The sequence below is a fragment of the Bacillus cereus group sp. MYBK5-2 genome, from assembly GCF_051915685.1.
Taxonomy (GTDB): domain Bacteria; phylum Bacillota; class Bacilli; order Bacillales; family Bacillaceae_G; genus Bacillus_A; species Bacillus_A cereus.
This window is the reverse complement of record NZ_JBQAFE010000010.1, coordinates 1-14,962: the sequence shown is the minus strand read 5'-3', so window position 1 is coordinate 14,962 and position 14,962 is coordinate 1. Positions and strand designations below refer to the sequence as shown.

The following is a 14,962-nucleotide window of genomic DNA, read 5'->3' as shown; positions in this document are numbered from 1 at the left end:
AAAAGCAGCTAGCTAAAGCTAACTGCTTGGTTTATGGAATATGGTTTGAAAAATGGGTTGTCTATAGTATTGAAGGAATATTGAGTTTTATTAAAGTGATTATGTTATATGTTTGACGATATAGTCTTTTATTAGTAAAAAAGCTACAAGGAGAAACATTACGTCAATCGAGAACCAAAACACACCTTTTTGAGGTTTTTTAAACTCTGATATTATGGAAAACATTAAAAATAAGGCAACGACTATTACAATACAGACTTTAATCATATCAGGCATTTATAGCACTCCTAACATCTAATCATTTTTATTATATAGCTATTTCCAATATTGAGGAATTTTAAAAAATGTTTTATGAAAATTCAAACAAAATAATCCTTTTGAAATTATATAGGTACAATTTCCATTTGAGCAGTTTTTTGAATGTAATAGGGTATTAAATTAATGAAAACGCCCTAAAATGGACAGTAAACCGTTCCATACGAAGGAGTGAGAGGATTGACTAATTTAAAAAAGAAGAAATTAAAAAAAGCAATTTCTCGTCGCGCAAAGGCTATACAAAAATATGAGAAAGACAGATTAGATAAAGCATGGATGAATCTTTTCATGCAGTCAAGTATCATAAAATAAATTCAGTCCAGCTAGAAAACTAGAGGACACCAATTCATTAAAGCAGCAATGAAAGCTGTTTTAAGAATAGGTGTCCTTTTTTATAAGGTATTCTTTGAATTTCTATTTATACTAATATAAATAAAAAATGAATAATCTTGATATAACATACAAAAGATTGAACAAGAAAGGGCAATATCTATAATAAAATTTAGAGGTAGAATTATGATTGAAAATTTAAAACGACATCCTCATTATGGCCACACTTTAGCTGACCATCCTATGGAGCATCATCGACATCCATTATCACATCACGGTCCTATTGTACATGTTAAAGGAATCATAAAACAAGTGGAAGAAGATGATACAAACCCTCAAGGGGGTACTCATCAACATATTATAGTTGATCAAGTAGAACTTATTGATGCTCAAGGATTACCAGAATCATTAACCGTCGATACCATAGTATTTTGTGCAATTCGTTATGGAGATAATTTAGGAATAGCAAATCGTATCCCAGATTTAGAAGAGGGAGAAGAAATTGAATTACAAGGTGAGTATTTAGATAAAACTACTGCGACACCAAGCGAAGGTAATCCAGGGTATGCGGTAATACACTTTACTCATCGCCCTGTAGGGTTTATTAAATATCATGGGAAAGAGTACAGATAGAAGTTTGATTATCAGAAAAAAATAAAACTAATTTTTAATCTATTGAATGGAATGTATCACATGTAAGTAATAGATTCCATGAATTATTTTATTACTAATAAATATTTTATATTTAAACGTCGCGCATATCTTTACTCGAACTTTATGGGTGGAATAGTTAAGGAGGAATCATAGATGAAGAAGGAGCTAAAATTAGCGTTTTCTGGAGGTGGATTTAGAGCGACCTTTTATGCATTAGGGGGATATAAACGTTTAGTTGAATGCAAGCTAGATCAATGTGTAAATAGTATTAGTTCTGTTTCAGGTGGCAGCATTACTGCCGCTGCTATTATGCTTGCTTTACATAAAGGTGGATCATTCCGTAATGTAAATGATTTTGAAGAACGCGTAGTAAATCCATTGGTAAAATTAGGACAATTAGACCTTCGTACAAAGTTACTCACGAACTCGTTTACAAAACAAGCATTATCTTTCAAGTCCATTCGTGAAAAATGCAGTAAAGCCTTTCCGACAATGTTAGATAAATACTTATGTGAAGGGGTAAGAATGAAGGAATTAGAAAATTCTCCTATAAAATGGTACTGTAATACAACGTGTTTAGATACAATGAGGATGTTTTATTTTTCCAATCAAGAAATATATGGAACACTTATTGGAAAATCACTTGATTTTGATGATATTACAGTCTCTTATGCTGTTGCGACCTCAGCTGCTTTTCCAGTTTTATTTGCACCTATATCACTATCATTAGAGGGAAGAAATTTTAGTGATCCAGAAAATAGGATGCAAGGCAATCCTTTGCTAAAATTTGACACGCTCTGGTTTTCTGATGGAGGAGTATTTGATAATATCGGGACTGAGCCAATATTAATTTCGGATGGTGAGAACAAAAACAGTAGTTCCCCTTCAAATACAAAACATAGAAAAGAGCCCATGAAATTTATTCCCGACCCAGATGCAAGTATTGATGAAATTTACCTTGTTTTAGATGCTTCTGCATCTGAGAAATTTTGGAAGGAAGATGAAGTACCTTCACATTTTGAATTAACTAAACGGATTTTAGATACATCTAATAGTCAAATTGTAGTTTTAAGGAGAAGATTATTAAAAACCTTAGATTACAAAAAATATCCAGGATTGCAACTTATTCTTAGTAAACCTATTCAATCTTTATTCGAAAAGAATAATAATCCTTTTTATAATGATAAAACATCTTTACCTGATTATAAATTACCAACCCGTTCTAAGGAGGTTGAAAGTCTGTTAGCTGGTCTTCGTACTGATTTAGATAGCTTTCATGACAGTGAGATTAATACTTTAATGCGTGCAGGCGAAATAAGAATGGATATCGCGTTAAGATCGTTATTACCTGAGTACATGGAGAATATAAATACAGTGCCTATTCCTGTATTTGCTTCGGGAGATATGGATGGTCTAGAAAAAATATTACGCCGAGGTGGAAAACATAGGTTTACCGGAGGATTTTTTGAGAATGTTCATGATGAAGATAAATTTTAAAACAGGGAGATCTTCTTATAGACATCTCATTTATATTTTTAAATTACATTCAATGTAGAAAAGTAAATTGTAATTATGGAGGGAATAAAAATGAATTATGGCGTTCTAATAGGAAAAGTAGAGGATACGCATCCGGATAGAAATGCAAATAATCATCATAATCCACATTATGAGGTGAAAGTTAAGACAGAACAAAATAAGGAGTATAGTGTTAAAATAAATGTTCGTTCGAAAGAAGCTAATAGTCCAGATTTGTTATACTATGCCGATGAAGATTTTAACGCCAAATCAATTACAATACTTCCTAAAATGGAATCGGATTTTCATAAAATTGATTATCATCAAGGTATAAATCCTGATATAGCATTAGATTATATTAGGGGTAATTTGTTTGATCCTCATAAAATGCAAGTTGTTAGTTTTAATAAGCCTGGAGAGAACAATGACTTGAATGAATTTATCGATAAAAATATGAAAAAGGCAAAAGAATTAAACGATTCCGCTATTATATATGTCTATGGTACAACATTTCCAGGTGGTATAGATAATATACATATGATGCAAGGGAATAGTGAGATAGAGGTTAAGGAAAATGGAACTTGGCATGATGGAGGTTTTTTACTGCACTTTCCAACTGAAAATAAATGGGTAGCATATTTTTTAGCATTCCAAAGCCAATCATGGTGTACAGATGAGAACGGTATGCCAATGCCTGACAGTGTTGATGAAAATGGTTTTCCTGTTAAAGGTTGTCGATATAATGACACAGATATTTAATAGTGATGTTACAATTATGATAGTCGGGTCCCGACGTGATAAGAAATCTAACAGTACAATCCATACTGAAGGATTGAATTTTGTAAGGTGAACAAAAATAAAATATAGTCCGGCTAGAAAACTAGAGGACACCAATTCATTAAAGCAGCAATGAAAGCTGTTTTAATGAATTGGTGTCCTTTTTGTTTTGAAAAGGGAGATGGAGATGGGGAAATGAAGGGGTTAAGAGATCAATTACGTGAATGGAAAAAGAAATCGAATCAGACAAAAAAGAAAACTAAGAAAAAACGAAAAGAGAAATTAAGCACTCGTGAAATTGAGTATTTAATGAGGATGGATAGACCTTGTTATGAACCTAGACGCGGAGCATTAAGACAAAAGTAATAAAAAATAAAAAGGAGTGGTCTTACATGACTAAACAATTATCTTTCTTATCCAAAATCGATAGAGTAGCAACGTAGAAAAAATGAGAAGGTGTTCTGGAATGTGTACGTTTATATAGGCAGTTTGGAATGACGCGTGAAGAAATGAAAGTCACTCCTTCTTATGAAATTAGATATCACGGACCTACAAATGATGTAGGAAAGCCATTAGAAGATGTTGCGATGGATAAAAATGTAAATGGTGCAACACACTCTAAAGGCTAAATGTTTTATATCATAGCAAATTCAAAGTTAATTGCTGTGAAGTAAAGAGAAATTCACTTTTATAAGGAGGAATATTCTTGTTTGCTATTCTAGTTTATCTGACTTAATAAATAGAAAATTATCGTAATTTTTGGTAAGGAAATTATCAAGATTTTTCATAGAAAGTTCCTCTAAAAATATTATCTGAATTTTCTGAATAAATAGTGAGGACGTTTGTTTTTATATCAATAGTGATCAAGTCTAAGCAAATTCTAATCAAAAACATAGTCTATCTTATAAAGCAGTGAGGCAGTTCTAAAATAAGATGAGATTTACTTTACTAGTTTTCATTTCATATAGTAAGTAGGTTTGATTCAAAAAGACTTCTTCACTACTTTATAAATTTTAAAGGAAAGGTTGATGAAAATGGCAGAACATCATGAAGATGAAATCCGTACTTTGTTACGCGCATTTCAATTAGTAGGAGCAAGAGTTGTATTATTTTTACCTTCATTCCACGTAGAAGGTCTTATTACTCGAATCGGAGAAACTTTTGTTACGCTTCGTCGTGGTAATGGAGAAGGCGTAGAAGTAGAAAGTAATGATAATGGAAATGCACTTGAAAATCCTAACCAAATTAGTGTAAAAATTAGTAGTATTTTATCAGTTAGTGATGATCGAGGAGCGTAATTAGCAAGCTTAAAAATGCACTAGGTATTTGTAATCCTAGTGCATTTTTTTAATATTATATAAAATTTGTATAAATGATTTATCAAATGAAGAATTTGAATTTAATTACATACAAGCCTAGTGATAGTGCAATTACCTCAAATATAAGTAATATTAATATTTTAGGTAATTGCACTATCACTTTTATACAAGTCATGTTTACAATATAATACAAACTTTTATAGGAGGGGATTATATGTGTAAGTTCTGTTCAAATCAAAAAAATACTCAATTTAAATTATTTGATATAAAACCTATCCCGTTTTTTATTCCACCAAAAACTTTTGCATATTCATCGGGGCCTCAGGAATTACCTGATACTTCAACAGAACGAATAAGGTCTCAAGAATCACCTGATACTTCAACAGAACGAATAAGGTCTCAAGAATCACCTGATACTTCAACAGAACCAATAAGGCCTCAAGAATCACCTGACACTTCTGTAAAACCAATAAGACCTCAAGAATCCACTGATGCTTCTGCAAAACCATTAAAAACCCCAAAATCCTCTCGTGTTTTATTAAGATTAAGTGATATTTTTAAAAATCCACCAACCCCTAAAAAATTCATACTATCGCAAGATAATTCGCAATTATTATATAGTCAAAAAGAATCTCATTACCAAATAGATACATTTAATAATATTGAAATAAAAACAACTGAAATTAAAAAATTACTATGTGATTATCAACTAACCAATTTGTACATTATATTATTTTTAGAAGATATTCATATCAAAGGTTTTATACTGCACATTAGCAAAGATCTAGTTACTATTATTGGACCAAATATAAAAGTAGAAAGCAATTCAACAGATAATCTTATAGGATCACCAAACAGAATTAACGTAAAAATTGACATGATTCAAGGGATTGGTGATGTAGGAGCTTCTCTCTCTAGCTAAGATAAATTTGTATATCAATATGGATAGTGTTTATGTATTCGTATTGATATACAGTTATTACGGTAATGTGAAACCAATATTTCTTTTTAAATTTGCATTGAATCTATTAGTTCTTGTTCAAGTGGTTCTTATGTATCATCTGTAACTAGTGATTTCGGAACTTTATTTAATTAGTTAAGAATCTCGTTATTTCCAATGAACTGTTCCGGAATTGAAACGAATGACCTCCACTTTACTATACTTCTCCAATGTAATTACATGAAATAAAGGTATATCCTTAGAACGTAAGTACTTCAATGGGAAAATAATCAGTATGTAAGAAGGTGTGTGTATTATCTAAATAAAAAAGTGCTAACAAGTTTGCAAACGAACTTGCTAACACCAATATAAAATAGACATAAATTATCGCCGATATGTCGTCTTTGAAAATGGCTTTAATCAGTTACATCATACTTATACGAAATGCTCATAAAAACAGTCTTAATATCAAGAATAAAGAAAAAATTATGAGTAAAAATTTTGTTTGCTCTATATGAAAAGATAAATAGATATTCATCAGACAAGGATAATTTAGCATACCTTGAATAGGGTGTAGAAACGAATTAAAGAAAAGGATATTTATTTAGGAAGGGACTGGCTTAGGAGTGGAACTTTCGGACAGGATTTGGGGAGCGGTGGTTGCCTTTGGCATTGCGACTAGTATCGTTGCTTGTATAATGGCAGTATACATTCAAAAATATGAGCTAATGATAAATCATCTTACAAATATTTTATTTTTAATAATTATCTCTTTAACGTTTATTAAAATGAAAATTAACAAATGGGTGGCTTTAGGATTTACATTGGTTGTAATAGAGAAAGGTATTAAGGCGGGATATGACTTCTACACACATAATTATTATGGTGTCAGTTGGAGTTTGGCTATCATTGTCTATTGCATATACGAGATGGAAAAGTATCATATTGAAATAAGTGAATAGCCGCAACAATAAGGTGTTAGTAGGCGGAATTCTTTTTAAATATACAATAATGATAGAGAATTTACTTTACTTTTGTTTATGTAAATAAAATACGAATATGTAATGAAAAAATAAAACTTAAAAATTTATGATGTAACGAAATCTAGATCACAGAAAATGTAGAGAAAAGAGGAAAAGGTTATGGGGAAATATAATCAAGTTTTTGAGAAAACAGATCGTATTATTTTGAGAAGATTTAGTATTGATGACACTAATCACTTTCATTTTTATCGTTCTAATCCAGCAGTGGCTAAATTTCAGTCATGGGAAAACTATCAATATTATGAAGCAAAAACGTTTATAAATGAACAAATTAAAAATAATCCTAATCAACCAGGTACTTGGTTCCAATTCGCAATTGCTTTGGCTGAAAATAACAAAATAATTGGAGATTGTGCACTTCACACACTTTTAAGTGATTCTCGTATCGTAGAAATTGGATTTACTCTTTCTCCAGAATATCAGGGAAATGGATATGGGACTGAGGCTGTTTGTGCTTTATTGAATTACATATTTCATTCATTACGGAAACATAAAGTGATTGCCTTTTCGGATGTTCGAAATAACAAGTCTATTTCTGTGCTAGAACGTGTGGGTATGAGGAGAGAGGGGCATTTATTACAGAATTATATGCTAAAAGGGCAATGGATTGATGAATATCAATATTCATTATTAAGGTCTGAATGGAAGGGCACTAGATATTAATCAAATTCAAAAACAAAGTATGATGGGTGTAAGTTTAAATACTTATGAAAAAGACACTACAAGAGTGTCTTTTTTTTGAAAATACTCTATAATTAACTTTGGGGAAGGTAATGTTAGAGTATTCGTTTAGCATTATCTTTATATTTGATAAACCATGAAATCGAAAGATTTTGTGGTTTATTTTTTGAACAATAGATATTACGGTATTGGCAGTGAGCAATTGATCATTATAAGCATTAGGAGAGAAGGGATTAAAAGTCTAACATCGAATAACGGTTCCGGAATATAGCGTTGCGAAATGATCTCCCATATCCCAAACGGTACTAGCTTGTATATAGCCCTTAAAGCCTTCTGAAGAATAATAAATCTCTTTTGGTATACTTTCTTTAGTTTGGAAATGTGCTTTAGAATATTTTACATAATGGTTTTTAATAATTTTTGATTCTGGAACAATATTGTTTTTTTGTTCCAATGTTTGTCTAGCACTAGAAGGTGGTATGAATTTTTGAGTGTCTTGGTAATTATGATCTAAGGTGTCAGCCTGTACACTGTGTGACGACATAAAGACGCTTAAACTACTTCCCACAATTAATGTTGCAAATGCTAACTTTGAGATTTTCGTTAATCTAATCATTTTATAATCTCCTTTTCGTTATTTTGTAAGGTACCTCCTTACACCTCACAGTCTATATCCACTACATAAGGGTGTACATACATATTGATAGACAAAATTCTACAAAATACCTCGTGTTTTTAGGTTTGTGTATAATAATTCAATATTTGATAATTTATCAGAAGTAAAAATGTAGGCCTTATATAAATGAAAATGAATAATTTATGCAGAGCTTGTATATAAAATTATTGTTCAAATATTCTAAAATGAGTTGATAAAGATGGTGTGGTATTATTAGACAATAATTGATTCGATAGGTTGGATTTGAAAAGTGAATTCTCTTTTTGAGCTTTTATTATAGAAGCAGGAGCTTTAGTGGAGTAGCTACAAGAAGGTGAATAGTTAAAAATTGTTAAAGCAAAACATAATTATCGAAACTTTTCCTTGTTTCTTTTTCGGATAGGATAAGTAGAAGAAGACAGGGATTTTTTCTTTGAACTGAGCATTTTTGACAAGAATAGATATTTTCATAACTAGAACAAATAAATGAATAATTGCATATACTTTCTTTTCGTTAAAGCAAAGCATTATTCTCTCAAAGGAATCACTAAAACAATATGTGATTCCTTTGAGAAATGCTATTAAATGCTAGATTAATTTTTAATGGTCCCAGTTTCTTTTATTTTGACGTGTGTCTTTACATTTATTTTAGCCTCTGCTAACGCTTGCACCCAATCTTCTTTTACTTTTTTCCATTCTTTATATTGAAAAGCTCTAGCATATAGGGATAATCCGATTGGATCAATTTTATTCTGCTGTATTTCATTTAATATATTTTGTAAATTATTATTAATTTCTTTTTGAATAGCACTTTTTAAATGATATATATTTTTTTTATTATCATAGTACCCCTTAATTAAATTCGGATTGGTTTTTTCTATTAAAGCTACATTAGCATATATATCGAGATTAAATACAAACTTTCCGTTTTGAAAAGTAACATCTACCTTCCTTGTCGCGTTCTGTACGAAGATAGAAGTATATGTTTTTTTGTTGTAATTTTTAGGAGGAAGTGCAAGGTGTAATATCATTCGCCCATTACTTTTTGGCTTATTTATAAGATTGAAAAATTTAACATTTTTTTTAGGGATATAAGTTAAATATTTCCCTTTTCGATTTAAAAATGCAATTCCTACTGTGTCGATTTCATTCTTTGTTTTTTTGATAATTGGAACAGTTTGCGTCATTCCATCTTCATTTTGTTCTCTCATTAATTGCTGAATTGTAGAAGAGACGGATTGGTTATTTTGAATTGAGGATTCGATTACACCATATATATAAGATGATAGTGATGGTTTACTAGACTTATAAATTTTAAAAATTTCTTCTGCAGGCCCATCTACAAGTACTACTTTAGCATTAATGGTAGCGTAAGGATCACGGTAAGAAGAATCAAGCTCCTGCAACCAGTTTGCTTCTTGCGCTAATTTTTTCCCAATTAAAATGATTTCAGCTTTGGAAGCTGTCAGATATCCCGTTAACTTCGTATCTATCTTACTGAATCCATTATATACAGTTGATGCTTGTGTCCAATGTTCTATAGTACTTTTTTGCTGCTTATGATGAAAGAGTGGTATGCTTGTTCCAACTTTTATGTCTCCATTAGAGGTTCTATCCAAGCCAATTAAAAGGATTAATGAAACCTTCTCAAGAGGAACTCTCTGACTACAACCAATTATATACACACAACAAATTACAATCCATATCCATTTTCGAATCAAAGTTGTTTCCTCCTAGTAACCCAAGTAAAAAGAATACTGTAAGCGAAAAATAAGATTGGTAAAAGAATAAAGAAAATGACATTTAAGATATCCATAAGAGAATATATAAACAAATATTGATCCACATCGGGATTTAGGAAAATAAATAGCCCCACTATAAATAACATAAAAGCAAGCAGCGCCCAATTTCGGGCGTTTTTTTGAAGTGATATGGTCATAGATTCAAAACTGAAAAATAAATACGGATATAAAGTAGTGGAGAATACAATTAAATAGTAAGCGATATAAATAATTTCTAATCGTTCCATGAAAGAAAAACGAACCCCTTGTAACAAATGAAATACGGGCCAAATTACGTCTTTTATCCCCTCGGGGCTAAAGTATATATAAGAAAGAATAGTCACATATAGATAGAAAATCATGGTTCCAGTATTAGCTATTAGTAGTCCCTTTATGGCCTTTTGTTTTTTTTGTAAGAACGGATATATATAATATGCAATTTCTAAGCCAGCATAAGGAGTAATAGTTTCTTTTGTTGCCTTTAAAATAGGGTATAATCCCTCTTTAAAAATAGGTAGTAGGTGTAAAGGGTTGTAGTTACTCTTTAGTGAAAAAAGAAGAAATAGTGGCATCCAAGTAGTGAAGAAGAAAACAAGCATAGAATAACTAGTAAGAGCCCTTAACCCACTCAGAGCTAAAATAATAAAAGGTAATAGTAGTAATATGGTGATTTGATAAGCAGGAGCGGAAGGGAATATCCAAACTTTTACAATATCAGTTGCCTTTAGTAAAGTATTAAAGCCAGCAAAAAATAGATAACAGGCATATAAAAGAAAAAGAATCGTCCCTAGCCATTTACCAAAGTATGTTTTTAAGATTTGTGAGAAATTTTTGTTGGGATTTTTTTGTAACATTAATATAATAAATACACCGATTATAGAAGTAACCATCCATCCAAGAATGATTGAAATCCAGCCATCTGTGCCAGCAGTAGTAGCAAGTGGGCTTGGCATAATTAACATACCAGATGCAAGTTGCAGCGAATGGATGAAAATAATAAATTCGAATAAAGTTATATTTTTGAATTTAAGATTTCCCATGTTAACCACCTTCTTTTTTCTTTCTTTGTTTCGGCTGCCCTGTACTCGAACGGCTGGTAAGCATAGAAATAGGAAATCTTACAAAAGAATCTTTTAACTCTTGGAGACGAAATGGCGCGATTGGCAATCCATATGGTGAACCATATGAAGTTAGTGAAACAAAATGAGCAAATAAGAGCATTAATCCACTAACAATACCTACAATCCCATAAAAGTAAGCCAATAACATCATTGGAAAACGAATAAGGCGTATAGAACTTGATAAATCATAATTAGAAACAATAAATGAAGCAATGGCTGTAATAGATACGATAATAACCATAACGTTACTAACAAGACCAGCTTGAACAGCCGCCTGTCCAATTACAATCCCTCCAACTATTCCAATGGTTTGTCCAATTGGTTGTGGTAAGCGAATACCAGCTTCACGTAGCATTTCTAGTGTGATTTCCATTATAAAAGCTTCCAATAAGGGAGAGAAAGGGACTTTGACTCTTGACGTTGCAATAGAAGTGTATAAATCTATAGGAATGATTTCAAAGTGAAAAGAGACTATAGCTATATAAAATGCTGGTAAAAAAATAGCTATAATAAATCCTGCAAATCGTAATAAGCGAAAAAATGATGCAATGAGCCAATGAATATTATAATCATCTGGAGTTTGAAAGAATCCAATTAAATTCATTGGAACAATCATTGCCCCAGGGGATCTATCCATTAACACCGCTACTTTTCCATCAAGTATATGGTTTGAAATAGCATCTGGGCGTTCGCTTAAATAAGCCTGTGGAAAAGGAGACCAATTTTGATCCTTTGTAAAATTAGATAGTTCACCAATGCTTAATACCGCATCCGTTTTAATTCTACAGATTCTGTTTTCTATTTCTTGAACTACATCTGGATTCGCAACGTCACCTAAATAAATTAAATAAACAACAGAAGTTGCTCGTTCTCCAATCGTCAACTTTTTGATTTTTAACTCTGCAGAAGGAAGATATCGACGAATTAAGCCTATATTTTTTGTGGCATTCTCAATAAATCCATCATGAGATCCTTTAATAGTAACTTCTGAAATTGGTTCTTGAATTGCTCTCTCTGCCCAGCCTTTTGTATTTATTAGAAGTGAACGATTTTCTCCTTCCATAAATAGTACACATTGACCTTCAAGTAATCCTTCTTTAATTTCATTCCATGTATATACTATTTTGGTATGAGTAGCGATAATATTAGAATTAAATATTTGACTGTCTTCATTTACTTCTTGTAATAATGGTGTAACAACATTGCCTTTTAAAGCAACACCATCAGTAAGGCCTTCAAAGTAATATAGTAGAATATTCGTATTTGTTTTTAATTGCAAAGGGTGTTCAATTAAATCTGCACTAATATCAAAGATGTTATCTAATGTATTTTTAAGTTCTTTTAAGTTACTTGTTTGGATCTTTTCAATGTTTTTATCTGTTTTAGTTTCTAAGATCTCTTTATTTAAAGACAAAATTGACACCTCTTTAATATATAACGATTAGTTGTATTTATTATTTTTATAAGATGGAATTTTATTCACAAATTTAAACAAATTGGGAACGGAAATTAATAATTGAGAGCAAAAAAGTAGAGGTGATTTGTGGGGGAATCTAAGTATCAAGATAGAATTGAAATTTGAATGATTATAACAAAAAAGAACCCTTGATAGGCTCTTTTTCATAGTTGATAAATATATTGTCAACAATAGATGGCGTTTAAGGTAGTAATTTAGATGTTTTTAAGTTCATCAGCCGAATTTTGTAGGAAGAATTCTTTTTTCATATCTTAATGCTCAATTAAAAAGACATTACATTTATTTGGGTGTTCTAGTGTAATTAAAGTTTGCGCGCTAACAAATTTTGTTTAGGGACAAAATGTTTTTTTCTGAATTAACAGAAAAATATATGCGCAAAATTCCTATTAGTTATTTTGGTAGGTATCAAATATTGCTTTGGCCTTATTTTCTTGAGATTACCGTACGTTTATATGTTTCTAAGGGAAAGAAATACTTTCATTTTTATGACCATCTATTGTTTGATTAAGATGGTAACACGAAATAGAAGCGTTTACAACCAGAAAATAAAGAAAAAATATTAAAATTAGACTTTTTACGACAATTATTTTATGTTTATATTTCATTTTATTATAGGAAAAGGCGGGGGAAAGCGGACCTTTTCCTATAAAATGTTTTGTTGGAATTAGAAATAACTAAAAAAGTAATATTAGCTTAAAATTAAAATGAAATTCAATGGTAAGGTTATAATTGAATTTTTAAACCTCATGTGTATTGAAAGTATGGTCAAATCTTAATCCAAGTTGCGTTTCTTCCTTTTGTAACTAGCTTAATATGGCCAAACACTTGCAAGGAATTTAAAGCCTTACTGATTGTACTTTCTGCAATGTCTGGATAAGTGTTACGAATACTTTCCTTAGTAAAAGGTTGTTTTTGTTTAAGTATAAAATCCTGAATTCTCTCAACTTTAGTATGTTTACATATAGAATCTAGAACTGTGTTATGAAGATCTTTGTAAGCCTCTAATATAATTGTTAAAAACGTTTTTAACCAAAAGCTATTATTATGTTCCTCGCAGTACCAATTCACCGAAGATTTATAAATCGAATTGTAATAATCAGATTCGTTTTTCTTAATATATTTATCCAAACATACATATTTTACAAATGTATGCCCACTCTTAATTAACAGCAATTGCATTAACATAAATGCCAGCCTGTTATTACCTTGATTGAAAGGGACTATGCAATAAAAATTTAATATAAAACGAGCTATTAATAAAAGTGAATGTAGCCCCTTACTAGTATTTAATGAGTTGTATTGATCACATAATTGCTCCATAAACCGTGGGATAAGTTCATGCGGAAGAATGCGGTAACTATTCAAGTGCATTCCATGTTCTGGAACTCCCGGAATAATAAAAGGTTTTTCACGCCATTTGGCACTGTCAGAGGTAAGGTAATGTATTAGTTGAAAATGTAATTCCTGTATAGTTGCTGGATTAATTGATAAAGTACAGGAGTTTTTATGTACAAAAGAAAGTGTTTGATAATAACAAAAAATAGCATCTTCAGAAATATTTTGAGGTACAATATCATCTAAAATAAGTTCTTTTAATCTTTTATTAGGAACTTTTATATCCTCATAAATAGTTGTGAAATTTTTTATGTAATGTAGTGGTATAGTTTTTTCTAAACTATTAAATATGTCAGGGTTTTGTTCCTGATAAGCAGCTAATTTTCCTTTGAATTCGCTAATTTCACTTATTAAATTGATTAACCTCCTTTTTAATTCAATATTTTTGTACTTATCATCAAAAAAGTCTCTCATTTTTGTTCCTCCTGTAACCCCTTAACACGTTGTTGCATATATCTTTCCATTCTAAAGGTATGCCACGAAATCATTGTAAAATAAAGATATTGTAGGTCTGATTTTGAATATATATATCAGAATCTATATTTTTATTTAACAATTAAAATATGGAAATTATAAAGAAGAATCGTTAGGATTCAATTTTAATAGGCATAATCCTAACATCAAATGCAAAAATGTACAATAAAAAAATATAAAATATAAAACTATCGAATCTCTTAAAAGATTATCTAAAAGAGTTTTAACGAATTTCCCGAAAGAATTCTCCTTTCTCAAGCGTGTGAAGGGCGTAGCCCAACGGTAGGTGGGAGATGAATTTCGGTTTGGCGTAGCCAAAAGGTTTTCCTTTTTATTTTGCCTCTGATATAATCAGTCTTATAAATGATAAAGGGTGGTATATAAATGAAATTAGATAGTAATAACCATTCAGTATTCTTGTTGTATTATCACCTTGTGTTAGTCGTGAAATACAGAAGAAATGTGTTTGATGATGATATGTCAGA

The 14,962-nt window shown here is 30.8% G+C and carries 15 protein-coding genes and 1 pseudogene; 11 read left to right on the top strand and 5 right to left on the bottom strand.

Features of this window, described 5'->3' with window-relative positions:
- Window positions 1-495 precede the first annotated feature (495 nt).
- The 10 genes and pseudogenes from ACTFP3_RS24845 to ACTFP3_RS24800 all read left to right on the top strand — a co-directional run bounded on the left by ACTFP3_RS24845 (window position 496) and on the right by ACTFP3_RS24800 (window position 7,556).
- The gene (locus ACTFP3_RS24845; protein ID WP_141402337.1) at window positions 496-627 is read left to right on the top strand and encodes a DUF3983 domain-containing protein; all 132 of its coding nucleotides are present in this window, start codon (window positions 496-498) and stop codon (window positions 625-627) included.
- A 204-nt stretch (window positions 628-831) separates the two neighbouring features.
- Window positions 832-1,278: a hypothetical protein gene (locus tag ACTFP3_RS24840; protein WP_098906677.1), complete on the top strand. Its 447-nt coding sequence runs from the start codon at window positions 832-834 to the stop codon at window positions 1,276-1,278.
- Between the two features lie 174 nt (window positions 1,279-1,452).
- Window positions 1,453-2,796: a patatin-like phospholipase family protein gene (locus ACTFP3_RS24835; protein WP_440011492.1), complete on the top strand. Its 1,344-nt coding sequence runs from the start codon at window positions 1,453-1,455 to the stop codon at window positions 2,794-2,796.
- Window positions 2,797-2,886: 90 nt separating this feature from the next.
- Window positions 2,887-3,573: a YukJ family protein gene (locus tag ACTFP3_RS24830; RefSeq protein ID WP_097998763.1), complete on the top strand. Its 687-nt coding sequence runs from the start codon at window positions 2,887-2,889 to the stop codon at window positions 3,571-3,573.
- 213 nt (window positions 3,574-3,786) lie between these two features.
- On the top strand, window positions 3,787-3,957 hold the full coding sequence (locus ACTFP3_RS24825) for a hypothetical protein (protein ID WP_087965850.1): 171 nt from the start codon (window positions 3,787-3,789) through the stop codon (window positions 3,955-3,957).
- 26 nt (window positions 3,958-3,983) lie between these two features.
- Window positions 3,984-4,181, top strand: a pseudogene (locus ACTFP3_RS24820) (ArpU family phage packaging/lysis transcriptional regulator); the annotation flags it as partial.
- A 438-nt stretch (window positions 4,182-4,619) separates the two neighbouring features.
- Window positions 4,620-4,889, top strand: a complete 270-nt coding sequence (locus tag ACTFP3_RS24815) for a hypothetical protein (RefSeq protein ID WP_016512752.1) — start codon at window positions 4,620-4,622, stop codon at window positions 4,887-4,889.
- Between the two features lie 235 nt (window positions 4,890-5,124).
- On the top strand, window positions 5,125-5,832 hold the full coding sequence (locus tag ACTFP3_RS24810; protein ID WP_440011490.1) for a hypothetical protein: 708 nt from the start codon (window positions 5,125-5,127) through the stop codon (window positions 5,830-5,832).
- A gap of 644 nt (window positions 5,833-6,476) precedes the next feature.
- Window positions 6,477-6,812, top strand: coding sequence for a hypothetical protein (locus ACTFP3_RS24805; RefSeq protein WP_440011489.1), 336 nt, complete (start codon window positions 6,477-6,479; stop codon window positions 6,810-6,812).
- A 180-nt stretch (window positions 6,813-6,992) separates the two neighbouring features.
- Window positions 6,993-7,556, top strand: a complete 564-nt coding sequence (locus ACTFP3_RS24800) for a GNAT family N-acetyltransferase (RefSeq protein WP_440011487.1) — start codon at window positions 6,993-6,995, stop codon at window positions 7,554-7,556.
- Between the two features lie 259 nt (window positions 7,557-7,815).
- Here the strand turns inward: ACTFP3_RS24800 and ACTFP3_RS24795 are convergent, their stop codons facing one another.
- The 5 genes from ACTFP3_RS24795 to ACTFP3_RS24775 all read right to left on the bottom strand — a co-directional run bounded on the left by ACTFP3_RS24795 (window position 7,816) and on the right by ACTFP3_RS24775 (window position 14,417).
- Window positions 7,816-8,190, bottom strand: a complete 375-nt coding sequence (locus ACTFP3_RS24795) for a hypothetical protein (protein WP_098905920.1) — start codon at window positions 8,188-8,190, stop codon at window positions 7,816-7,818.
- Window positions 8,191-8,822: 632 nt separating this feature from the next.
- The gene (locus ACTFP3_RS24790) at window positions 8,823-9,950 is read right to left on the bottom strand and encodes a Ger(x)C family spore germination protein (protein WP_440011486.1); all 1,128 of its coding nucleotides are present in this window, start codon (window positions 9,948-9,950) and stop codon (window positions 8,823-8,825) included.
- Entirely contained in the window at window positions 9,947-11,050 is a 1,104-nt protein-coding gene (locus tag ACTFP3_RS24785; RefSeq protein WP_326037050.1) for an endospore germination permease, read from the bottom strand. Before ACTFP3_RS24785 ends, ACTFP3_RS24790 begins: the two co-directional genes overlap by 4 nt.
- A 1-nt stretch (window position 11,051) precedes the next feature.
- The gene (locus tag ACTFP3_RS24780) at window positions 11,052-12,545 is read right to left on the bottom strand and encodes a spore germination protein (protein WP_440011485.1); all 1,494 of its coding nucleotides are present in this window, start codon (window positions 12,543-12,545) and stop codon (window positions 11,052-11,054) included.
- A gap of 828 nt (window positions 12,546-13,373) precedes the next feature.
- The gene (locus ACTFP3_RS24775) at window positions 13,374-14,417 is read right to left on the bottom strand and encodes a Fic family protein (protein WP_048538655.1); all 1,044 of its coding nucleotides are present in this window, start codon (window positions 14,415-14,417) and stop codon (window positions 13,374-13,376) included.
- Window positions 14,418-14,861: 444 nt separating this feature from the next.
- Between ACTFP3_RS24775 and ACTFP3_RS24770 the strand changes: the two genes are divergently transcribed.
- Window positions 14,862-14,962, top strand: a 101-nt coding sequence (locus ACTFP3_RS24770) for a transposase (protein WP_170925762.1), incomplete at its 3' end; no start/stop codon positions are given.

Bases quoted from the DNA above. Each gene is read 5' to 3' on its own strand.
- ACTFP3_RS24825 (WP_087965850.1), top strand. From the start codon at position 3,787: ATGAAGGGGTTAAGAGATCAATTACGTGAATGGAAAAAGAAATCGAAT.
- ACTFP3_RS24840 (WP_098906677.1), top strand. From the start codon at position 832: ATGATTGAAAATTTAAAACGACATCCTCATTATGGCCACACTTTAGCT.
- ACTFP3_RS24830 (WP_097998763.1), top strand. From the start codon at position 2,887: ATGAATTATGGCGTTCTAATAGGAAAAGTAGAGGATACGCATCCGGAT.
- ACTFP3_RS24775 (WP_048538655.1), bottom strand. From the start codon at position 14,417: ATGAGAGACTTTTTTGATGATAAGTACAAAAATATTGAATTAAAAAGG.
- ACTFP3_RS24795 (WP_098905920.1), bottom strand. From the start codon at position 8,190: ATGATTAGATTAACGAAAATCTCAAAGTTAGCATTTGCAACATTAATT.
- ACTFP3_RS24810 (WP_440011490.1), top strand. From the start codon at position 5,125: ATGTGTAAGTTCTGTTCAAATCAAAAAAATACTCAATTTAAATTATTT.
- ACTFP3_RS24815 (WP_016512752.1), top strand. From the start codon at position 4,620: ATGAAAATGGCAGAACATCATGAAGATGAAATCCGTACTTTGTTACGC.
- ACTFP3_RS24835 (WP_440011492.1), top strand. From the start codon at position 1,453: ATGAAGAAGGAGCTAAAATTAGCGTTTTCTGGAGGTGGATTTAGAGCG.
- ACTFP3_RS24785 (WP_326037050.1), bottom strand. From the start codon at position 11,050: ATGGGAAATCTTAAATTCAAAAATATAACTTTATTCGAATTTATTATT.
- ACTFP3_RS24800 (WP_440011487.1), top strand. From the start codon at position 6,993: ATGGGGAAATATAATCAAGTTTTTGAGAAAACAGATCGTATTATTTTG.